An 18353-nucleotide genomic window follows, 5' to 3' on the forward strand; every position below is an offset into this window, starting at 1 on the left:
GCTCGTCCCTCGCCGTCTCGACGCTACCGGGCGGGCGACCTGCGGCGCAGGCGTTCCGGCGCCGGCGGACGATGGACGCCAGCTCGGCCGTGGTCGGCGATCAGGTGTCGGCGGCCGGCGTCCACACCTCGTCGGGCTCGGCACGCTCGGGCGCCGGCGACCGATGCCGGCCCGGATGCGGCACGTACCGCGGGATCCACCGCCACAGCATCGCCGCCCCGGCCAGCCCGACGAGCCCCATCGCTCCGCTCGCGGCCATGAGCGACGCGGCGGAGGTGAGCGCGGCGATGGCCAGCGGCGCCCCGGCGGCGCCGGCATCGGCGATCGTGCGGAACGCGCCGAGGAACGGCGCGGGGTTCGCCGCCGGCGCGAGATCGGCGCCGAGCGTGAGGATCAGGCCGGAGGTGAGCCCGTTCGCGACCCCGAGCAGGATGGCGCACGCGGTGAACCACCCGGCGGCCCCCGGCAGGTCGTGCGTGAACGCGAGCACGACGTGGCTGAGGCCCAGGCCGACGAGGCCCGGGATGGCGCTCCAGAGTCGGCCGTACCGATCCATCACCTGCCCGCTCACGTAGAACAGGGCGAAGTCGACCGCCGCGGCGATGCCGATCACGAGGGCCGCGGCATCCGGCCGCATGCCGATCGACACGGCCCAGAGCGGCACGAGCACCGTGCGGCTCGCGCGGACCGCGGCGAGGAACCCGACGCCGGTGCCGATGCGCCCGAGCACCGCGCGGTTCGCGACGATCGCGTGCCGCACGCCGCCGTGCGCGGCATCCGTCCCGCCGCTCGGGTGCGTGGCGACGGATGCCGCACGTGCGTGGACCGCGGCGCCGAACGCCCGCTCGGGATCGGGGAGCACCAGCAGCAGGACCACCACCGCCGCGCACGATGCGACGAGCACCCAGAACACCGCGGTGGGCGAACCCGTCCAGGCGATCACGCCCGCCGCGACGAACGGCCCGATCGCCCAGCCGCCCCGGAACACGCCCGCGAGCGTCGAGAGCGCACGCGCGCGGACCCGGGCCGGAACGTAGCTGGTGAGGAACGCGTGGCGCGCGAGGCCGAACACCGACGTCGCGAGGCCCAGCAGGAGCACTCCGACGCCGAGCCCCCACGTGGTGGGCACCAGGAGGGCGAGCAGCGTTCCCGCGGCGGCGAGCGCGGAGGCGCCGATCATGGCGGCGCGTTCGCCGATGCGCGCGACCAGCCAGCCCGCGGGGAGGTCGCCGATCAGCTGGCCGACCATGAGCATCGCCGCGATCAGTCCCGCGAGCGCGAGGGAGGCGCCGCGCTCCGTCGCGACCACCGGGATCACCGGGATGAGCGCGCCCTCGCCGAGCGAGAAGAGCAGCGTCGGCAGGTACGCCGGGAGGACGATCGAGCGCCACGAGAACGGGTGAGGGGTGCCGGACGTCACTCGATCGATCGTAGGCCCGACGCAGGGCGCGCCCAGCGCCGCCCACTAGGCTGGGAGCGCCATGTTGGATCTTGACCTCTCGCAGGAGATCGCCGCGCTGCGCTCCACGTTCCGTGACATCCGTGCCGTCGTCGACGTCGACGCCCTCAAGGCGGAGATCGCGCGCCTCAGCGAGCAGGCGGGCGCACCCGACCTGTGGGACGACCCCGACGCCGCGCAGAAGGTGACGAGCGCGCTCAGCCACCGCCAGTCCGAGCTCAGCCGCATCACCGGCATCGAGTCGCGCCTCGACGACCTCGAGGTGCTCGTCGAGCTCGCCCGCGAGGCCGACGACGAGGAGTCCGCCGCCGAGGCGCGCGCCGAGCTGTCGGCGCTGCAGAAGACCGTCGGCGACCTCGAGGTGCAGACCCTGCTCGACGGCGAATGGGACGAGCGCCCCGCCGTCATCACGATCCGCGCCGGCGCGGGCGGCGTCGACGCCGCCGACTTCGCCGAGATGCTCATGCGCATGTACCTGCGCTGGGCCGAGAAGCACGGCTACAGCGCGACCGTCATGGACACCAGCTACGCGGAGGAGGCGGGCATCAAGTCGGCCACCTTCGAGATCGACGCGCCCTACGCGTTCGGCACCCTCTCCGTGGAGGCCGGCACGCACCGCCTCGTGCGCATGAGCCCGTTCGGCGCGGCCGGCAAGCGGCAGACGAGCTTCGCCGCGGTCGAGGTGATCCCGCTCATGGAGGAGGCGCAGGAGGTCGACATCCCCGACAACGACATCCGCGTCGACGTCTTCCGCTCCAGCGGCCCCGGTGGCCAGTCGGTCAACACCACCGACTCCGCCGTGCGCATCACCCACCTGCCGACCGGCATCGTCGTGTCGATGCAGAACGAGAAGTCGCAGATCCAGAACCGCGCCGCCGCGCTGCGCGTGCTCCAGTCGCGACTGCTGCTGCTCCAGAAGGAGCAGGAGGCGGCCCAGAAGAAGGAGCTCGCGGGCAACATCACCGCGAGCTGGGGCGACCAGATGCGCTCGTACGTGCTCGCGCCGTACCAGATGGTCAAGGACCTCCGCACCGAGCACGAGGTCGGCAACCCGAGCCAGGTCTTCGACGGCGACCTCGACGGGTTCATCGCCGCCGGCATCAAGTGGCGCAAGCGCAAGACCGACGACTGACCGGCCGACGGATGCCGCGGCGCGGACACCCGCCGCGCAGCATCCGCTCGCAGGGACCTTCGGCACTGAACGGCGCGCCGTCGCGCGCGTAGCGTCGCCCCCACGAGCCATCCGGTGCGTGAGGAGGAGGCCATGCGAGTACTCGTCGCCTATTCGAGCAAGTACGGCGCGACCCGGGGGATCGCCGACCGGATCGGCGAGCGCCTGACCGAACTCGGCCACGAGGTCGACATCGAGCGGTGCGACGACGTCGAGTACCCGGAGGGGTTCGACGCGTTCGTGATCGGCAGCGCCGCCTACCTCGGCAAGTGGCGCAAGGAGGCCCGGCGGTTCGTGCGGCACAACGCCGAGCTGCTCGCGGGGCGGCCGACGTGGCTGTTCAGCAGCGGACCGCTCGGCACGGAACGCGTCGACGCCGAGGGCAACGACGTGCTGGTGTCGGCGGAGCCGAAGGAGTTCGAGGAGTTCGGCGAGCGCATCCGGCCGCGCGGCACCATGGTCTTCTTCGGTGCGCTCGACTTCGACAAGCTGCGCGGCCCCGATCGCATCCTCGACTGGATGCCAGCCAACCCGGCGTTGCCGGAGGGTGATTTCCGCGACTGGGCGGCCGTCGATGCGTGGACCGATCGGGTGGACTCGGAGCTGGCCTCCCTGCCGTCCTGATCCGGCCGCCGCGAGCCGGGTTCCCGGTGTCGCTGCCCCGAAACGGCGCGACTCCGCCTACGCTCGTACGCGATGATCCGCTTCGACTCCGTCACCAAGACCTATCCCGGGCAGAGCCGTCCCGCGCTCGACGGGGTCACCGTCGAGATCCTTCGCGGCGAGTTCGTGTTCCTCGTCGGCGCCTCCGGGTCGGGCAAGTCGAGCTTCCTGCGCCTGATCCTCAAGGAGGAGAAGCCGACGGCGGGCAGCATCCACGTGCTCGGACAGGACCTCAAGCGGATCTCGACGCGCAAGGTTCCGCTGTTCCGCCGCAACCTGGGCGTCGTGTTCCAGGACTTCCGGCTGCTGTCGAACAAGACCGTGTTCGACAATGTCGCGTTCGCCCTGCGGGTGATCGGCAAGTCGCGCGGGTACATCCAGACCGCGGTGCCCGAGACGCTGAAGCTCGTGGGCCTCGACGGCAAGGCCAAGCGGATGCCGCACGAGCTCTCCGGCGGCGAGCAGCAGCGCGTCGCGATCGCGAGGGCGATCGTGAACAAGCCGCAGGTGCTGCTGGCGGACGAGCCGACGGGCAACCTCGACCCGGTCACGAGCGCGGGCATCATGACGCTGCTCGAGCGCATCAACGCGAGCGGGACGACGGTCGTGATGGCCACCCACGAGGCCGGCATCGTCGACCAGATGCAGCGGCGCGTGATCGAGCTCTCCTCGGGCGAGGTCGTGCGGGATGCGCGCAGCGCCGGATACGCCCTGAACCAGCAGGTCATGGACCTGCCCATCCACGAGGACACGCCGCCGGGCGCCGTCGCCGCGGCGGTGGCCGCCGGTGAGGCGGCCGGCGTCGAGCAGGCGGACGACGTCGACGCCGCGGACGCGACCGCGTCGCCGGAAGCGCCGGCTGCGGCCGCCGCCACGGCGTCCAGCACGCAGGAGAAGCCGAAGGGGAAGCCGAAGACGAAGGTCACGGCCGTGCCGAGGTCCAAGGGCCCCGGACGCCGGCGCGACACGGAAGTCGAGCAGTCGCCCGCCGGGGACGAGGGCCTCGCCGCGGCGTCCGCCGAGCGCGCGCCGTCCGCGGAACCGGCGACCGTCACCGCGGCCGCGCCGAAGGTCACCCCCCAGATGATGCGCGACGCGCCCCCGCTCTACGTCGAACCCGAGGTCACCGACGAGGTCACGGAGGAGGCCGCGGCGATCACGGCCGCGGCGACCGCGCCGGTCGAGCCGCTCGAGGACGCCGACGCGTCGGCCGACGAGGCCGATGCGCCGCCCGGGCGCCCGGCGCCTCCGGCGAGCCCGCCGCGCTCGGCGAACCTCACGCTCGCCGAGCGGCTCGGACTGCGCAGCCCCGCCGGACCCCGCCCCGGCGACGACGACCAGGAAGTGGGGCCGGTCAAGTGAGGCTCGGACTCGTGCTCGCGGAGGCCGGCAGCGGGCTCCGCCGCAACGCCACGATGGTGGTCTCCGTGGTGCTCGTCACGTTCGTGTCGCTCACGTTCGTCGGCGTCGCCGCCCTGCTGCAGCTGCAGATCCAGCAGATGCGCGGGTACTGGTACGACCGGGCCCAGGTCGCCGTCTACCTGTGCACCGCGGTGTCGACCTCGGCGGGCTGCCTCGACGGCGAGGCGACGCCGGAGCAGAAGGAGGCGGTCGAGTCGCAACTGGCGGGGGACACGCTCGCCCCGTTCATCGACGAGTACTACTTCGAGGATCGGGACCAGGCCTACGCGAACTTCCAGGAGCAGTTCGAGGGCACGCCCGCCGCGGAGTACGTCACGCCCGACGTGCTCAACGAGACCTTCTGGGTGAACCTGGTCGATCCGTCGCAGTCGGCCGTGCTCGTGGAGAGCCTCGCCGGGCTCGCCGGCGTCGAGCAGGTCGTCGACCAACGACGCTACCTCGACCAGATCTTCAACGTGCTGAACGCCGCCAGCTACACGGCGGTCGCGGTCGCGGGCGTGATGCTCGTCGCAGCGGCCCTGCTGATCGCGACGACCATCCGGCTGTCGGCGTACTCGCGGCGCAAGGAGCTCGGCATCATGCGGCTGGTCGGCGCGTCGAACCGCTTCATCCAGACGCCGTTCGTGCTCGAGGGCGTGTTCGCCGGGCTGATCGGCTCGCTGCTGGCGGGCGGGGCCGTGGTGGCGATCGTGCACTTCTTCGTGCAGGGCTACCTCGCCGACGCGCTGTCGTTCACCTTCGTCGGGCTCGGCGACGCGCTGCTGGTCGTGCCGCTGCTGGTCGGCATCGGGGTCGTGCTCGCGGCCGTCTCCGCGGCGATCGCGATCGGCCGGTACCTCCGGGTCTGACCCGGGGCTCGAGTGAGCGGATGTCGCGTCGCCGACTAGACTGAAGGGCTCGTCGGCCGTCGCCGGCGGCATCCGTCATCGAATCGAGGAGCGCACCGTGCCCAAGGAACGCGGGGAGAAGGTCGTCGCGACCAACCGCAAGGCGCGACACGACTACACCATCGAGGACACCTACGAGGCCGGCATCGTGCTCTCGGGGACCGAGGTGAAGTCGCTGCGCCAGGGCCGTGCCTCGCTCGTGGACGGCTACGCCTTCATCGACGGCGGCGAGATGTGGCTCGACTCGGTGCACATCCCGGAGTACACCGAGGGCACCTGGAACAACCACGCCCCTCGCCGTAAGCGCAAGCTGCTGCTGCACAAGCACGAGATCGTGAAGATCAGCCACAAGACCAAGGCCGGCGGCTACACGCTCGTGCCGCTCTCGCTGTACTTCAAGGACGGCCGGGCGAAGGTCGAGATCGCGGTGGCGAAGGGCAAGCGGGAGTACGACAAGCGCCAGGCCCTGCGGGAGCGGCAGGACACCCGCGAGGCGCAGCGCGCGATGGCGTCGCGCCGGCACCTGGGGGAGTAGGCCCGGCCCCGTCGGGAGTCCGCGAGCGTCCGGTCAGCCCGCGATCGCGCGCAGCGCCTCGAGGTGCGCGGCGAACGCGGCCCGGCCCCGGGCGGTCATCGACAGCCACGTGCGCGGGTACTTGCCGACGAACCCCTTGCGGACGGCGACGTAGCCCGCGGCTTCGAGCGCGGACGCCTGCTTGCTCAGCGCGGAGTCGCTGAGTTCGACGGCGTCGCGGACGAAGGCGAACTCGGCCTCGTCGGCGGCGGCGAGCAGGGCGCAGATCGAGAATGGGACCGGGCGCTGGAGCAGCGCGTCGAGCCGATGGCGCGGGTGCGCGCCATCCGTCGCGTCGGCGGGCCCGGCCCGGTCAGCCACGGACGACCACCAGCTCGCGCAGCGATCCCCACAGCGGCGGCGCCGCGGTCGCGATCGCGGCGCACGCGAAGTAGAGCGGTGATGCGGGGAAGACGAGCAGGCCGAGCGTCAGCGCGATGGCGAACACCGCGCCCCACGCGCCGACGGCGAGGCCGAAGCGCCGCGAGAAGCCGAGGCTGGCGGCCCGCAGGCGGCGCAGGTGCACGACCGACAGCACGCCCAGGACGGCGCCGAAGGCCAGCGACATGCCGAGGATCTGCGTCTCGTCGGCGCGTTCGAACCACCCGAGCGAGAAGAGGTAGAGCGCGCTCGCGGCGGCGAGGCCGGTGAGCCAGGCGGACGCGGAGGCCGAGCCCTGCACGGCCACGACGCGGCCCGCCGAGGCGGCCTCGCGGAGCCGGGCGGCCGCGGTCGCTGCGTCGGCGCCGGTCGCTTCGGCGCGGAACTCGCGGTCGTGGGGCGCGGTGCCGGAGGGTTCGTCGATCGTCATGGCGACAACGTAGCAACTACTTGCCAGAATGGAAAGTAGTTTCTCCCAGTCGTCCCCCCGACTTCCGCGAGTAGGCTCCGATCCGTGGACATCTCGACGCGCATCCCCGTGCCGGGCACGTACAACTTCCGCGACGTGGGCGGACTGCCCGCGCGCGACGGCACCGTGCGGCGCGGCGTGCTGTACCGGTCCGACGGGCTGCACCGCCTCGGCGACGAGGGCCGCCAGGCCCTCCGCCGACTCGACGTCGGCGTCGTGATCGACCTCCGCGACGACAACGAGGCCCGCCTCATGCCCGACGACCTGCACGGGCTCGACGTCGAGGTGCGGCGGCTGCCCGTGTTCGAGGGATCCGGAGCATCGCAGGGCGAGGGCGGCATCTCGCTCGAGAAGCTCTACCACCGGATCGTCACCCGACACTCCGCGGTCGTGGTCGATGCGGTGCGCGAGATCGCGTCCTCCGGCGACCGCGCGGTCCTCGTGCACTGCACCGCAGGCAAGGATCGCACCGGCGTCGTCGTCGCGCTCGCGCTCCTCGCCGCGGGCGTCGACCGCGAGGCCGTCATCGTCGACTACGCCCTCACCGAGTCGCACCTCGCGGGCGACTGGCTCGAGGAGATGGTGGCGATGATCGGCCGCTACGGGATCCCCGACACCCCGGAGCTGCGCACGCTCATGGGAGGCAGCCCCCGCGAGGCACTCGAGGCGGCGCTCGACGAGGTGGAGCGCGGCCACGGTTCCGCCCGCGAGTACCTGCTCGCCTCCGGCCTCGCCCGCGACGAGCTCGCCGCGCTCGAGGCGCTGCTCATCGACCGCGGCTGAGCCCGCCGGCGCCGCGACGGACGGGCGCTACTCGGCGCTGAACCTCGCGTCGACGGACGCCTCGACCAGGAGCTTCGACGGCGCGATCTCCGGCTCCGGCGCGCTGCCGAGCTCCATCGCGCGCATCATCACCGCCTTGTGCGCGCGCGGCATCGGCTGCGGCGCGCTGAGCATGCCGCTGTCGGCGAGCTCGATGGGCACCGGCGACCCCAGGCCGAGGGCCTCGGCGTACACGGCGGCCTTGCGGACCGCGTCGGCGACCGCGGCGCGCTGCGCCGCCTCGAGCACGCGTTCGCGCGTGGCATCCGTCAACCGCCAGTCGATGCCGCCCAGCGCGATGTGGGCCTCGCCCGACACGCGGCCGATCCAGCCCCCGAGCACGCTCAGGTCGGCGAACACCACCTCGACGTCGGCGTTCGCCTGATGCACGAGCGGCAGCTGCCGCCCCTCGGCGTTCCACGGGCGGTGGGACCACACGCGCAACTGGCCGGCGGACCACGACTCGAGCGCCCCCGACGCGTCGAGCCGGCGCACGTCGGCGAGCAGGGCCTCGTGCGCCTCCGAGACGTCGCGCAGCAACGACTCCCGGTCGCCGCCGGAGGAGCCGACGGTCAGCGACACCGCCCCGAGTTCGGGTTCGGTGCGCTCCTCGGCGTGCCCGCTGACGGCGATGACGGTGGCCATGCGATCCCCTTCGTGACATCCGCTCGGGAATGGCGGAGCGGTCGCGCCTGTTCTAGACTGTAGGGCCGGGTACCGGGGCGTTCAACGTCTCGCATCCCGGGCATGGCAACTCCACAGCGTGCGATTGACGGCCCGTCAGTCCGACCCCGGTCGGGCGGCGATGCATGGGGATGATCGGTTTCGACATCGTCTGCGAACCCACGAGAAGCGGGCCGAGGATGCAGGGTTATCTCGTAAACGATCTCTGCGAAACAATAACTGCCAATAAGCCGCAGTCCGACTACGCCCTCGCTGCTTAAGCGAGCCCGTTAGTCCGTCAGCCCGGGTCCGTTCCCGCCCCGGTCGCTGGCGTCATCTAGGGAACTCGCTGCACGTCGTCGCCTGAGCGTCGTGCGGGACTTCATTCAGGCTGGGCCTGTCGACTTGGGTGCCTGTGGCAAAGGTCGGGGCCGAGCAGAACGCTTGCACAGGCTGCGCCCGGAGAAGGCGTGGAATCACAGCGATGGACGGGGGTTCAATTCCCCCCATCTCCACCATCGGCCGTCATCGCACGTTTCGAGTCAGCCGCGCGAGGGCCGCCCGATGGGCGGCCCTCGTCGTGTTCCCAGCCGGGTGACGGCATCCGCTCGGTAGCATCGCCGGATGAGCTACGACGCCGCCGCAGACCGCTACGACCGCGTGCCGTACCGACGGGTCGGCGCCTCCGGGCTCAAGCTGCCGCTGCTCTCGCTCGGGCTGTGGCACAACTTCGGCGACGACGTGCCGTTCGAGCGCCAGCGCGAGATCGCCCGCCGCGCGTTCGACCACGGCATCACGCACTTCGACCTGGCGAACAACTACGGCCCGCCGTACGGAGCGGCCGAGGAGAACGTCGGCCGGCTGCTGGCCACCGACTTCGCGCCGTACCGCGACGAACTGCTGATCTCGACCAAGGCCGGGTGGGACATGTGGCCCGGTCCCTACGGCGTCGGCGGCAGCCGCAAGTACCTCGTCTCGAGCCTCGACGCCTCGCTCCGCCGGCTCGGGCTCGACCACGTCGACGTCTTCTACTCGCACCGACCCGACCCCGAGACCCCGCTCGAGGAGACCGCGGCGGCCCTCGCCCACATCGTGGCGTCCGGGAAGGCGCACTACGTCGGCATCTCGTCGTACGGCACCGAGGCCACCCGCGAGATGACCCGCCTGCTCGCCGAGCGGGGCACGCCGCTGACCATCCACCAGCCGTCGTACTCGATGCTGAACCGGTGGATCGAGTCGGAGGGGCTCGTCGACGCCGCGGGCGAACTCGGCTTCGGCATCATCGGCTTCACCGCGCTCGCGCAGGGCCTGCTGACCGGCAAGTACCTCGGCGGGATCCCGGACGACTCGCGAGCCGCGGCCGACAAGTCGCTCGACGAGTCGATGCTGACGGATGCGACGGCCGAGCGACTGCGCGCGCTGAACGCCATCGCCGAGGCTCGCGGCCAGTCGCTCGCGCAGCTCGCCCTCGCGTGGGCGCTCCGCGACGAGCGGGTCACGAGCCTCGTGATCGGCGCGAGCCGGGTGTCGCAGCTCGACGAGAACGTCGCAGCGCTCGACCGGCTCGACTTCTCCGACGACGAACTCCGCGAGATCGACCGGCACGCGGTCGACTCGGACGTCGACCTGTGGGCCGACGCCCGCACGGGCGGGCCCCTGCCGACGCTGCGGCCCTAGCGCGCGCCGCTCAGTATGCGGCGCCCGCGAGCGTTCCGGTGACCTCGCCGGCCGGGTCGGAGACCATGCACGAGATCGCGCGGTCGTTCATCTGGTTCCACGAGTCCTGGGTGGGCACGTACCACGAGATGTCGAGCTGCGACTCCTCGAAGGCCATGCCGACGAACGGCTGGAACGCGTCGAGGCACCCGGTCTCCGCCGCGCTGTTCACCGCGTCGTCGCCCGGGAACTCGCCGTCGGGCATCTGGAAGTCGTGGTACACCTCGTCGCTGTGCGGCTCCGAGCAGGGGACCACGGGCACCGACTCGACCTGGTCGGCCACGACCATGTCGAGGCAGTCGCCGACGCGCAGGGCGAAGACGTCGGCGTCGCCCGCCTCGGTGATCTCCTGGGTGGTCGCGTCGCGCTCCGGCTGCGCCGGCCCGGTGAGGAACTGGCCGATCGCGCTGCACCCGGTCAGGGAGGCGGCGAGGAGGGCGGCGGCGACGAGTGCGGCAGGGCGCGCGAGGGTTCGGGTGGTGACCATCGTGATCCAGTCTCGAGATGCGGGCGCCCGGAACCGGCGCACCGGGCCGCGCCAGCCTAGCGCGCGGCGGGGTGAGGCGCGAGGGTCGACGCCGGCCCTCCTTCGGGGCGTTTCCCCGTCCTGCACGCTCCGCCGTCAGGAGGAGCTGCGGTTGACGTGACGGCGCGCCGAGAGCCGCCCGAACAGCGAGCGGATGCCGGTGGCGCCGGTCGTCGTCGACTCGGTCTCATCGGGCTCGCGTTCGCCGCGCTCGTCGCGTTCGGCGGCCTCGCGCTCCTCGCGCCACAGGAGGTACGCGAGGTACGGGTCGTCGTCCGGACCCAGCGGCTGCTGCTCCTCGACCTGATGACGTCTCCGTCCGACCACCTGGCTCTTCCCCCATCACGGCCCCCCGGCCTATGCACAAGGGTACGCTGCTTCCCGCCCCCGGTCACCGCGTGTGACGCGCACGGGGGCGGTCCGCCGGCCCGACCCGGCTCAGGCGGTGCCGGATGCCGCGGCTCGCCCGAGCACGTCGAGCACGCCCTCGTGCAGCGATCCGTTCGTCGCGAGCACGCTGCCGTCGCCGAGCGCGGTCCCCGAGGCCGAGGTCACCCGGCCGCCGGCCGCCTCGATGATGGGCACCGCGGCGGCGATGTCCCACGGCTTGAGGTCGAACTCGGCGACGATGTCGACCAGCCCCTCGGCGAGCAGGCAGTACGACCACAGGTCGCCGTAGGCCCGGTCGCGCCAGACGCGCTCGGCGAGCGTCTCGAGCTGGGCGAGTCGTCCGGCGTCGCGCCACTGCGCGATGCTCTGGAAGCTGAGCGAGGCGTCGTCGAGGTCGGCGACCTGCGAGACCCGGATGCCGCGGGGCTCCGCACCGGGGGCGTCGGTGGTGAACGCGCCGAGCCCCTGTGCGCCCCACCAGCGCCGCCCGAGCGCCGGCATCGACGCGACGCCGACGACGGGAGCGCCGTCGACCGTGAGGGCGATGAGCGCGCCCCAGACGGGAACGCCGCGGAGGAAGTTCGAGGTGCCGTCGATGGGGTCGACGATCCACTGCCGCGCGCCGGAACCCGCCGTGCCGTACTCCTCGCCGAGCACGCCGTCACCCGGGCGGCGCTCGGCGATCAGGTCGCGGACGGCGCGTTCGGCGGCCAGGTCGGCCTCGGTCACGAACGTGCGGTCGGGCTTGGTGTCGATGCTGAGGTCGACCGCGCGGAACCGCTCCATCGCGGCGGCATCGGCCAGGTCGGCGAGTTCGAGCGCCAGGGCCAGGTCGTTGTCGAGCGCGAGCGCCTCGAGGTCGGCGTCGACCGCGTCGGCGTCGGGCTGATCGGGTTCGGGCTGGGTCGCGGCATCCGTCACCCCGCCAGCCTAACCGGGCACCACTCCGCGACGGCAGGGCGGGACGCGCCCGGGCCGGAGCCGATTTCGCGATCGGCCCGAGCACCTGCTACCGTTGATCCTCGGTTCGGGGTTCACGAAATCCCGCCGAAACGCACCTCTAGCTCAATCGGCAGAGCAACTGACTCTTAATCAGTGGGTTCAGGGTTCAAGTCCCTGGGGGTGCACGGAACAGCCCCGGATGCTCTCGCCAGCGCCGGGGCTTTTTCGCGCCCGGCGGGGCTCACGTGGGCGTCGGGCCGAGCGGCTTGTGGAACACCAGGAGGTCGCAGTCGGTCGCGAGCAGCGGCGCGAGCTCCGGGTACATCTCGGCGAGATGGCCGACGCGCACCACGCGGTAGCCGAGCCGCGCGTACCACGCCCGCAGGAACTCCTTGGAAGGGTGCGCCCACGACGTCGGCACGAGCACCTCGAGCTGCATCGTGCGCGCGCCGCGCTCGGTCGCGACCTGCTCGGCGTACGCGACGAGCGCGCGCCCGATGCCGAGCCCGCGATGCTCGGGGTCGGCGGCGAGCATGCCGAACTCGGCCGTCGCGGCGTCGAGCTGCTGCACCCTGACCGAGCCCACCACGATGTCGCCCGACGTGGCCGTCACGATCTCGCCACGGCGGATGAGCCCGACGATCTCGCCGGGGGTCGTGCGCTCGGCGCCGGGCCGCCACAGGCCGGCCTCCGCCTCGTCGTAGACGCGATTGACCAGGTCGGCGATCGCGGCCGCGCGTTCGGGGTCGCCCGACGGGCCGGCGGTCTCCACGGCCACGTCGAAGGCGGGCGGGCGGGGTTCGGTCACGGTGCGCCTCCGATCGGCCCCGCGGCCTCCGTGCCCAGCATCGCGAACAGGTCGACGCCGGCGAGCACGAGCCCCTCGTGGGCGAATCCCGCGAAGCAGTACAGCGCGAGCAGCGTACCGAAGAGCGCCTCGCGGTACGACCCGGTGTCGCCGAGCACGGGTAGGGCGACGAAGCCGTTCGGGAGCCAGATGCGGTTGACGACCGGCACCGGCCGGAGCTGCTCCGGAGGGCGCAGCACCCACGGCCAGAGCAGGCCCGGGAGCCCGCCGGTCGTGAGGAAGTCGCCGACCAGGTGCGCGACGAAGCCGACGGTGACCGCGAGCGGGAACCATCCGACCTGGTCGGGAGCGAAACCGACGATGAAGGCGCCGAGCAGCACCCCGAGCAGCCAGGCGACCGGCCACGATCGCGCATAGCGCCGCGCCTTCAGCCCGAACGCGGCCAGCGCCGCGGTGCCGATGCCGGCGCCGAGCGCGATCGGGCCGAACTGCTCGGTCGGCACGGTGACGAGGGTGAGGGCCCAGGCGGCCGCCGCGACCAGGCCGACCGCGACCGCGGAGTGCGCGCCCTGGCGGTGGCCGCCCGCGAAGACCCCGACCGTGCCCGACGCCAGCCGCCCGACCAACGGCACCGATCGCGCGATCGTGGCGCTGTGGTGGTCGGCGTCGGGCAGCAGCGCCGCACCGGCGCAGACGGCGGTGCCGGCCAGCACGCCGACGGGGTCGAGCGGGTACGCGCCCCACGTGATGACGGGCATCGTGCTGGTGATCGCGATCCACGCGGCGGCACCGCTCGTGGCATGGGTGACGCCCATCATCCGGTTCGGGTCTCCTCGGTCTGCAGGGAGGACCAGTCTGTCGGACCCGGGCGACATCCCGCGCGATCGCCCCCGGCGGAGGTCAGTCGTCGACGCCGCGGGCGATGAGCGCCTCGCCCATGCCGTCCGCGGTCTGCAGCGCCCGCACCACGACCGGCACCGCGATCGCCCGCATCGACCCCTCGGCGCCCCGCGCCCGTCGCGCCTCGAGGACCGCGCGGACGATCTCGACCATGAGCGGCACGGCGCGGATCGTCATCGCGAGGACGAGTCCGATGCGGTCGGCGTCGACCCGGTCGCCGAGCGGCCGGAGCGCGCGCTGCATCGCGTCGAGCATGTCCGAGACGCGGGTGGTGAGCGTGACGACCGCGGCGAGCGCGACGAACGCCGCGACCCGCATCGACATGGCCAGCGCCGACTCCCAGCCGCTGAAGAGCGCGTTCAGCGGTGCCGCGATGGCGAGGATCCACAGCACCGGCACGAGCTGGCGCACGGCGACCCGCCATGGGATGCCCGCCACCGCGAACAGCGCGATCGCGACGCCGAGCGCGATCGCGGCCATCCACCACTCCGGCAGCACGGCGACGACGATGACGGATGCCGCGAGCAGCACGAGCTTCACGCCGGCGCCGAGGCGGTGCAGCGGCGACGAGCCCGGGACGTGGACGCCGATCACGCCAGGATGCCCCGATACGCGTCGATCGCGGCCGCGGGAGCGCCGTCGAACGCGATGCGCCCCTCGTCGACGACGAGGACGCGATCGAACTCCTCGACGGCCTCGAGCCGGTGCGTGACGACGATGAGCTGCTGGTCGAGCGCGGCGAAGTGCCGCTCGACGAGCGCGGCGTTCCGTGCATCGAGGAGCGTGGTCGGCTCGTCGGCCACGATCACGTCCGGTTCCGCGACGAGCACCGCGGCGAGCGCGAGCAGCTGCTTCTGCCCGCCGGAGAGGCGGTGCGCCGGCCGGTCGGCGAGGTCGGTGAGCCCGAACCGGTCGAGCGTCCGCTCGACCCGCGCCGCGGCATCCGCTGCCGGCAGCTTCAGCCGCCGCAACGAGAAGGCGACGTCCTCGCGCACCGTCGGCATGACGATCTGGTTGTCGGGGTTGGTGAACACGAACCCGACCCGGCGACGCACCTCTCGGCCGTTCCGGGCGACGTCGAGCCCGTCGACGGTGACACGCCCGGAGGAGGGCGCGACCAGCCCGTTGACCATGCGGGCGAGCGTCGACTTGCCCGACCCGTTGGCGCCGATCACGCCGACGCGTCGCTCGGCGAGGGTGAGCGACACGTCGGCGAGCACGGCGTCACCGTCGTAGCGGTGGGTGACGCCATCGAAGACGATCTCGGGCATCAGGCCTTCGCGTCGGCGTCGGGCGCGAACGCCTCGTCGCCGGCGTCGACGGATGCCGCGTCGGAGCGCTTCGCCCACGGCCACGGCTTCGCCGCGATGAGGCCGGGCCAGGCGCGGTGCACCCCGGTGGCGACGGCCGCGGCGACGACGGCCTTGACGAGGTCGCCGGGCAGGAACGGCAGGGCGCCGACGAGCAGCGCCTGGTCGAAGGGCAGGCCGGTGACCGCGGCGAGCCACGGCACGCCGATCACGTAGACGACGAGCACGCCGCCGACGATGGTCGCGGCGAGCAGGGGGAACAGCTTCAGGTGCGGGCGGATGCGCGCGGCGAGCCAGCCGATGGCGAACGCGGCGGGGATGAAGGACAGGAGGAAGCCGCCGGTCGGACCGGCGAGCACGCCGAGGCCCGCGGCGCCGCCGGCGAGGATCGGCAGTCCGGCGAGGCCGAGCACCACGTAGACGGTGACGGCCAGCGCGCCCTTGCGCGCACCGAGGATCGCGCCGGCGAGCATGACGCCGAGCGTCTGCAGCGTGATCGGGACGGGGCCGACGTTGATCGCGCCGGGCAGCGTGAGCGCGGCGATCAGCGCGGCGAAGACGGCGATCTGGGCGAGGTCGCGCGCGGTGCTGCGCGGGCGGGTCGCAGCGGCGGGCTGGGTTGCGGACATGATGCTCCCTGGTCGGCGTGATGGGCTCTCGGCCCTGTTCCTCACGGTACGAACGGCGGGGGAGCGGCCGCGCGAGGTGGCCGTACAAGAATCGGCGGCGGATTTTGGAGTGCGGTCGGTCGAACGCGCGATGATGGGTCCATGCCCGCCGCCCACCGTCCCGGTCTCCGGGTCGACGCCGGACTCACGATCCCGGAGTCGGAGCTCTCGTGGCGGTTCTCGCGTTCGTCGGGCCCCGGCGGCCAGGGCGTGAACACGGCCGACTCCCGGGTGGAGCTCGCGTGGGACGTCGCCGGCTCGGCCGTGCTGTCCGCCCATCAGCGGGAGCGGATCCTCGCACGCCTGCGCGGGCGCATCGTCGGCGGCGTCCTCACCGTCACCGCGTCGGAGCACCGCGCACAGCTGGCCAACCGGAACGCGGCCCGGGCCCGGCTCGCCCACGCGGTGGCCGAGGCGCTGCGCCCGCCGCCGCCCCGGCGTCGCCCGACCAAGCCCACGCGCGGGTCGACCGAGCGGCGGCTCGACGCGAAGAAGCGCCGCACCGACGTCAAGCGACTGCGCCGCCCGCCCGGCGACTGAAGGCGGGCGCGTGGCGCCGACCCGTTCCGCGACGGCTCCACTACCTTGGGACGCGTCGAGAGTCCGAATCCGGAGGGGCGGGACGCGTGGCCGGCACACAGGCAGGGTGGTACGACGACGGAACCGGGACGATGCGGTGGTGGGACGGCCAGAAGTGGACCGATTCGGTGCAGCCTCCCGCGCCCAAGGCGCCCGGTATCGAGGGGATGATCGGCCGAGCCCAGGCGGACGCCGTCTCCGGCGCCCAGCCCCGCCCCGCGCCGGCTGGCATGAGCTACGTCGTGCTGCAGGTCGTCCTGAAGGAGAAGTTCTTCGGCTCGGGATCGGGGAACCTCACGGAGCTCGAGAAGGTGATCAACAAGCAGGCCGCGCTCGGGTACCGCCTGCACACGATCAGCACCACCTCCTCGGGGACCGGCGGCTTCGGCGGCGGGGATCGCATCCAGGCGACGATGGTGTTCGAGCGCCTCTGAGGTCGCTCGGCGCGGCGGGCGCGGCGGAGGATCCGCCGGGTCGGAGGTCAGGCGGCCCTGACGGCGTCCTCCACCGGCATCGGCGCGGGGATCGTCGCCGCGTCGGCGGCAGGTACGACATCCGCTGAAGGCATCGGGTCGACGGGGTCGGCCCAGATCACCAGCGGGGCGGGCGTCCAGGCGAGTGCGAGCGAGGCCTCCTCGGCCGGCACCACCACGGCGACCTGCTCGCGCTCCTCGAGGATGGCGCGGGTCACCTCCGCGGCGATCTGGTGGGTGAGCATGGACTGGAAGATGCGATCGGTGTCGTCGTCGCCGCGCCGGACGAGCGACCAGTCGCCCTCCGGGCCGATGAAGCGGGACAGTCGCGCGTTGACGAGCTCGAAGATCTGCTCCCCGCGCAGGTCTGCGGCCGTCGCGGCGGGCGACGGAGCGGCGGGTGCGGTGTGGGCGGCGGCCTGGGCGGCGAGACGCGCGCGGCGCCAGCGGCGGAACATCGGTGTCCTCTCGTCGGTGTCGGGTCGGCGGATCTCATTCGGCGAACGACGGTCACCGACCAGTGTCCGCCCGCCCGCGCCGACGCCGGGGCGGACACGCCGGAGGGCGCACGAGCCGCCCCCGCTCGGGGGGCTCGCGCGCCCGAGGGGCGCGGAGCGCGCTACTCGGCCAGTTCGCGTCGCTTCTGCTCGTCGGCCACGGTCCCGATCGCGATCGCCAGCGTGGCGGCCCACGAGATCCACATGAGCACGAGCCTCCAGTCGTGCGGTCCCGCCTTGGTGGCCCTGATGACGCCGACCGCGCCGAAGAGGGAGCTGAGGACGGCACCGCTGAAGAGGTACTTGCGCATGCCATGAACCTATCGGCCGGTACCTCGGCGTGCGACCGGTTGACACGGCCGCTGGGAGAACACCCGGAGTCTGACCGATCGGGCAGGATCTGACCGATCGGTCAACTAGCGTGGGGCCATGCCCACCGATGCCAAGGCGCCCGGGCGCGCCCGCGCCGCCGACGAGCTCAAGCACGCCGCACTCGAGCAGTTCGCGAGCGTCGGCTTCGCCGCCACCTCGCTCCAGCACATCGCCGACCACGCCGGCTACGCCAAGTCGAGCGTGCTGTACCACTACGCCTCGAAGGAGGCCCTGCTCGAAGCCGCGATCGAACCGGCGGTCGCCGAGTTCGAGGAGGTGCTCGAGGACTACCTCGCCAGCCGCGACGCCGACCGTCGCCGTCGCCTGCTCGGGCGCGTGATCGACCTGCTGCTGACGCATCGCGAGGCCGTGCACGTCTTCCTGATCCAGGGGCCGAGCCTCGCCGACCTGCCGATCGTCGCCAGGGCGAACGCCGCCACCCGCCGGCTCGCGGCCGCCGTCAGCGAGGAGCGCGAGAGCGTCGAGGACCAGGTGCGGTTCGGCATCGCCCTGGGCGGCGCCGCGTTCCTGCTCACCGCCGGCCGCACCTTCGCCGACGACGGCGTGCAGCCCTCCGACGACGAACTGCGCGCGGCGCTCCACGCGGTGCTGCCGCAGGTGCTCGCCCCCGCCCGCCCCCGCACCACCGACTGAAGGACCC

At 72.9% G+C, this 18353-nt stretch carries 24 protein-coding genes, 1 tRNA gene and 1 other RNA gene; 12 read left to right on the forward strand and 14 right to left on the reverse strand.

The genetic code is table 11. The features are described 5' to 3' along the window. Window positions 1–100 precede the first annotated feature (100 nt). Window positions 101–1420, reverse strand: coding sequence for an MFS transporter (locus tag ACUY4T_RS00765; RefSeq protein ID WP_446016990.1), 1320 nt, complete (start codon window positions 1418–1420; stop codon window positions 101–103). A gap of 61 nt (window positions 1421–1481) precedes the next feature. On the opposite strand from ACUY4T_RS00765, the gene prfB reads away from it, so the two are divergent. The 5 genes from prfB (at window position 1482) to smpB (ending at window position 6137) form a co-directional block, all read left to right on the forward strand. Then, window positions 1482–2591: a peptide chain release factor 2 gene (gene prfB, locus ACUY4T_RS00770; protein ID WP_446016991.1), complete on the forward strand. Its 1110-nt coding sequence runs from the start codon at window positions 1482–1484 to the stop codon at window positions 2589–2591. A 132-nt stretch (window positions 2592–2723) separates the two neighbouring features. Then, the gene (locus ACUY4T_RS00775; RefSeq protein ID WP_446016992.1) at window positions 2724–3254 is read left to right on the forward strand and encodes a flavodoxin domain-containing protein; all 531 of its coding nucleotides are present in this window, start codon (window positions 2724–2726) and stop codon (window positions 3252–3254) included. Between the two features lie 72 nt (window positions 3255–3326). Continuing rightward, window positions 3327–4655, forward strand: a complete 1329-nt coding sequence (ftsE, locus tag ACUY4T_RS00780) for a cell division ATP-binding protein FtsE (RefSeq protein ID WP_446016993.1) — start codon at window positions 3327–3329, stop codon at window positions 4653–4655. Continuing rightward, window positions 4652–5563 (forward strand): permease-like cell division protein FtsX, encoded by a 912-nt coding sequence (gene ftsX / locus ACUY4T_RS00785; protein ID WP_446016994.1) that lies wholly within the window; start codon window positions 4652–4654, stop codon window positions 5561–5563. The genes ftsE and ftsX overlap by 4 nt, the downstream gene beginning before the upstream one ends. Window positions 5564–5660: 97 nt before the next feature. Continuing rightward, the gene (smpB, locus tag ACUY4T_RS00790; RefSeq protein WP_446016995.1) at window positions 5661–6137 is read left to right on the forward strand and encodes an SsrA-binding protein SmpB; all 477 of its coding nucleotides are present in this window, start codon (window positions 5661–5663) and stop codon (window positions 6135–6137) included. A gap of 33 nt (window positions 6138–6170) precedes the next feature. On the opposite strand, the gene ACUY4T_RS00795 is transcribed toward smpB, so the two are convergent. Together ACUY4T_RS00795 and ACUY4T_RS00800 are read right to left on the reverse strand one after the other, a co-directional pair. After that, window positions 6171–6497 carry a winged helix-turn-helix domain-containing protein gene (locus tag ACUY4T_RS00795; RefSeq protein WP_446016996.1) on the reverse strand — a complete coding sequence of 109 codons (327 nt, stop codon included), beginning with the start codon at window positions 6495–6497 and terminating at the stop codon, window positions 6171–6173. After that, window positions 6490–6987, reverse strand: coding sequence for a hypothetical protein (locus ACUY4T_RS00800; RefSeq protein WP_446016997.1), 498 nt, complete (start codon window positions 6985–6987; stop codon window positions 6490–6492). Before ACUY4T_RS00800 ends, ACUY4T_RS00795 begins: the two co-directional genes overlap by 8 nt. An 84-nt stretch (window positions 6988–7071) precedes the next feature. Between ACUY4T_RS00800 and ACUY4T_RS00805 the strand changes: the two genes are divergently transcribed. Continuing rightward, a complete protein-coding gene (locus ACUY4T_RS00805; RefSeq protein WP_446016998.1) occupies window positions 7072–7809 on the forward strand; it encodes a tyrosine-protein phosphatase in 738 nt (245 codons plus the stop codon). Window positions 7810–7836: 27 nt separating this feature from the next. Here the strand turns inward: ACUY4T_RS00805 and ACUY4T_RS00810 are convergent, their stop codons facing one another. Then, window positions 7837–8493 (reverse strand): SIMPL domain-containing protein, encoded by a 657-nt coding sequence (locus ACUY4T_RS00810; protein WP_446016999.1) that lies wholly within the window; start codon window positions 8491–8493, stop codon window positions 7837–7839. A gap of 166 nt (window positions 8494–8659) precedes the next feature. Between ACUY4T_RS00810 and ssrA the strand changes: the two genes are divergently transcribed. Next, window positions 8660–9029, forward strand: a transfer-messenger RNA (tmRNA) gene (gene ssrA / locus ACUY4T_RS00815). Window positions 9030–9135: 106 nt separating this feature from the next. After that, on the forward strand, window positions 9136–10188 hold the full coding sequence (gene mgrA / locus ACUY4T_RS00820; RefSeq protein WP_446017000.1) for an L-glyceraldehyde 3-phosphate reductase: 1053 nt from the start codon (window positions 9136–9138) through the stop codon (window positions 10186–10188). A gap of 10 nt (window positions 10189–10198) precedes the next feature. Here the strand turns inward: mgrA and ACUY4T_RS00825 are convergent, their stop codons facing one another. From ACUY4T_RS00825 to hisN, 3 genes are all read right to left on the reverse strand, one after another. Further along, on the reverse strand, window positions 10199–10714 hold the full coding sequence (locus ACUY4T_RS00825) for a septum formation family protein (protein ID WP_446017001.1): 516 nt from the start codon (window positions 10712–10714) through the stop codon (window positions 10199–10201). A gap of 135 nt (window positions 10715–10849) precedes the next feature. Next, entirely contained in the window at window positions 10850–11080 is a 231-nt protein-coding gene (locus ACUY4T_RS00830; protein WP_446017002.1) for a hypothetical protein, read from the reverse strand. A gap of 111 nt (window positions 11081–11191) precedes the next feature. After that, complete coding sequence (gene hisN / locus ACUY4T_RS00835; RefSeq protein WP_446017003.1) at window positions 11192–12064, reverse strand: histidinol-phosphatase; 873 nt, start codon at window positions 12062–12064, stop codon at window positions 11192–11194. A 133-nt stretch (window positions 12065–12197) separates the two neighbouring features. Here hisN and ACUY4T_RS00840 point away from each other — a divergent pair. Then, window positions 12198–12270 (forward strand) — tRNA-Lys (locus ACUY4T_RS00840). 56 nt (window positions 12271–12326) lie between these two features. Here the strand turns inward: ACUY4T_RS00840 and ACUY4T_RS00845 are convergent. From ACUY4T_RS00845 to ACUY4T_RS00865, 5 genes are all read right to left on the reverse strand, one after another. Then, window positions 12327–12893, reverse strand: a complete 567-nt coding sequence (locus ACUY4T_RS00845) for a GNAT family N-acetyltransferase (RefSeq protein WP_446017004.1) — start codon at window positions 12891–12893, stop codon at window positions 12327–12329. Continuing rightward, a complete protein-coding gene (locus ACUY4T_RS00850) occupies window positions 12890–13711 on the reverse strand; it encodes a metal-dependent hydrolase (RefSeq protein WP_446017005.1) in 822 nt (273 codons plus the stop codon). Before ACUY4T_RS00850 ends, ACUY4T_RS00845 begins: the two co-directional genes overlap by 4 nt. Before the next feature lie 82 nt (window positions 13712–13793). Then, complete coding sequence (locus ACUY4T_RS00855; protein ID WP_446017006.1) at window positions 13794–14387, reverse strand: energy-coupling factor transporter transmembrane component T family protein; 594 nt, start codon at window positions 14385–14387, stop codon at window positions 13794–13796. Next, entirely contained in the window at window positions 14384–15064 is a 681-nt protein-coding gene (locus ACUY4T_RS00860; RefSeq protein ID WP_446017007.1) for an energy-coupling factor ABC transporter ATP-binding protein, read from the reverse strand. Before ACUY4T_RS00860 ends, ACUY4T_RS00855 begins: the two co-directional genes overlap by 4 nt. Next, window positions 15064–15732: a biotin transporter BioY gene (locus ACUY4T_RS00865; RefSeq protein WP_446017008.1), complete on the reverse strand. Its 669-nt coding sequence runs from the start codon at window positions 15730–15732 to the stop codon at window positions 15064–15066. The genes ACUY4T_RS00860 and ACUY4T_RS00865 overlap by 1 nt, the downstream gene beginning before the upstream one ends. 141 nt (window positions 15733–15873) lie before the next feature. Here ACUY4T_RS00865 and arfB point away from each other — a divergent pair, with 141 nt between their 5' ends. Both arfB and ACUY4T_RS00875 read left to right on the forward strand, forming a co-directional pair. Next, the gene (arfB, locus tag ACUY4T_RS00870) at window positions 15874–16311 is read left to right on the forward strand and encodes an alternative ribosome rescue aminoacyl-tRNA hydrolase ArfB (RefSeq protein ID WP_446017009.1); all 438 of its coding nucleotides are present in this window, start codon (window positions 15874–15876) and stop codon (window positions 16309–16311) included. Between the two features lie 86 nt (window positions 16312–16397). Next, window positions 16398–16784, forward strand: coding sequence for a DUF2510 domain-containing protein (locus ACUY4T_RS00875; RefSeq protein ID WP_446017010.1), 387 nt, complete (start codon window positions 16398–16400; stop codon window positions 16782–16784). A 47-nt stretch (window positions 16785–16831) separates the two neighbouring features. Here ACUY4T_RS00875 and ACUY4T_RS00880 read toward each other — a convergent pair whose 3' ends face one another. Then, window positions 16832–17281: a hypothetical protein gene (locus ACUY4T_RS00880; protein WP_446017011.1), complete on the reverse strand. Its 450-nt coding sequence runs from the start codon at window positions 17279–17281 to the stop codon at window positions 16832–16834. Between the two features lie 161 nt (window positions 17282–17442). Continuing rightward, a complete protein-coding gene (locus tag ACUY4T_RS00885; protein WP_446017012.1) occupies window positions 17443–17631 on the reverse strand; it encodes a hypothetical protein in 189 nt (62 codons plus the stop codon). Between the two features lie 118 nt (window positions 17632–17749). Between ACUY4T_RS00885 and ACUY4T_RS00890 the strand changes: the two genes are divergently transcribed. After that, a complete protein-coding gene (locus ACUY4T_RS00890; protein WP_446017013.1) occupies window positions 17750–18346 on the forward strand; it encodes a TetR/AcrR family transcriptional regulator in 597 nt (198 codons plus the stop codon). Window positions 18347–18353 lie beyond the last annotated feature (7 nt).

The sequence above is a fragment of the Agromyces arachidis genome (assembly GCF_052805135.1).

Excerpts from the sequence above, each read along its gene's own strand:
- prfB (WP_446016991.1), top strand. The coding sequence starts at position 1,482 with ATGTTGGATCTTGACCTCTCGCAGGAGATCGCCGCGCTGCGCTCCACG.
- ACUY4T_RS00775 (WP_446016992.1), top strand. The coding sequence starts at position 2,724 with ATGCGAGTACTCGTCGCCTATTCGAGCAAGTACGGCGCGACCCGGGGG.
- ftsE (WP_446016993.1), top strand. The coding sequence starts at position 3,327 with ATGATCCGCTTCGACTCCGTCACCAAGACCTATCCCGGGCAGAGCCGT.
- ACUY4T_RS00800 (WP_446016997.1), bottom strand. The coding sequence starts at position 6,987 with ATGACGATCGACGAACCCTCCGGCACCGCGCCCCACGACCGCGAGTTC.
- ACUY4T_RS00810 (WP_446016999.1), bottom strand. The coding sequence starts at position 8,493 with ATGGCCACCGTCATCGCCGTCAGCGGGCACGCCGAGGAGCGCACCGAA.
- mgrA (WP_446017000.1), top strand. The coding sequence starts at position 9,136 with ATGAGCTACGACGCCGCCGCAGACCGCTACGACCGCGTGCCGTACCGA.
- ACUY4T_RS00825 (WP_446017001.1), bottom strand. The coding sequence starts at position 10,714 with ATGGTCACCACCCGAACCCTCGCGCGCCCTGCCGCACTCGTCGCCGCC.
- ACUY4T_RS00850 (WP_446017005.1), bottom strand. The coding sequence starts at position 13,711 with ATGATGGGCGTCACCCATGCCACGAGCGGTGCCGCCGCGTGGATCGCG.
- ACUY4T_RS00860 (WP_446017007.1), bottom strand. The coding sequence starts at position 15,064 with ATGCCCGAGATCGTCTTCGATGGCGTCACCCACCGCTACGACGGTGAC.
- ACUY4T_RS00865 (WP_446017008.1), bottom strand. The coding sequence starts at position 15,732 with ATGTCCGCAACCCAGCCCGCCGCTGCGACCCGCCCGCGCAGCACCGCG.
- arfB (WP_446017009.1), top strand. The coding sequence starts at position 15,874 with ATGCCCGCCGCCCACCGTCCCGGTCTCCGGGTCGACGCCGGACTCACG.
- ACUY4T_RS00880 (WP_446017011.1), bottom strand. The coding sequence starts at position 17,281 with ATGTTCCGCCGCTGGCGCCGCGCGCGTCTCGCCGCCCAGGCCGCCGCC.
- ACUY4T_RS00885 (WP_446017012.1), bottom strand. The coding sequence starts at position 17,631 with ATGCGCAAGTACCTCTTCAGCGGTGCCGTCCTCAGCTCCCTCTTCGGC.
- ACUY4T_RS00890 (WP_446017013.1), top strand. The coding sequence starts at position 17,750 with ATGCCCACCGATGCCAAGGCGCCCGGGCGCGCCCGCGCCGCCGACGAG.